The sequence below is a fragment of the Virgibacillus sp. M23 genome, assembly GCF_034190895.1.
In the GTDB taxonomy this organism is placed as follows: Bacteria; Bacillota; Bacilli; order Bacillales; family Amphibacillaceae; genus Virgibacillus; species Virgibacillus salarius.
The window spans coordinates 1-481 of record NZ_JAWDHA010000221.1 but is presented as its reverse complement, the minus strand read 5'-3'; the positions used below and the strand labels follow the sequence as shown (position 1 = coordinate 481).

Annotated in this window: 1 protein-coding gene; it reads left to right on the top strand. The window is 50.5% G+C overall.

Going from position 1 to position 481, the window contains the following annotated elements; genetic code table 11:
* Positions 1-481: amidohydrolase (locus tag RVS70_RS22190; RefSeq protein WP_321134874.1), on the top strand; the 481-nt coding region annotated here is incomplete at both ends.

Sequence of the window (481 nt, the reverse complement as noted above, 5' to 3'; positions counted from 1 at the left end):
ATCTCAAGATATTGAAACGACGAAAAAAATCCGCCGCTGGCTTGAGGAGGAGCAAATCGAAATACTGGACGTTCCTCAATTGGAGACTGGTGTGATTGCGGAAATCAAAGGACGGGAAGACGGCCCTGTGATAGCCATACGGGCGGACATTGACGCGCTCCCGATCCATGAACAGACGAACCTGCCGTTTGCTTCTAAGGTTGACGGTACGATGCATGCGTGCGGACACGATTTTCATACCGCTTCTATTATTGGCACAGCGATTTTGCTGAACCAAAGACGGGATGAGCTGAAAGGTACCGTCCGCTTTATCTTTCAGCCGGCCGAAGAAATTGCCGCGGGAGCAAGAAAGGTCATAGAAGCTGGCGTGCTTGATGGTGTTTCTGCCATTTTCGGCATGCACAATAAGCCGGATCTGCCTGTTGGGACCATTGGTGTAAAGGAAGGTCCGTTAATGGCAAGTGTTGACCGGTTTGAGATC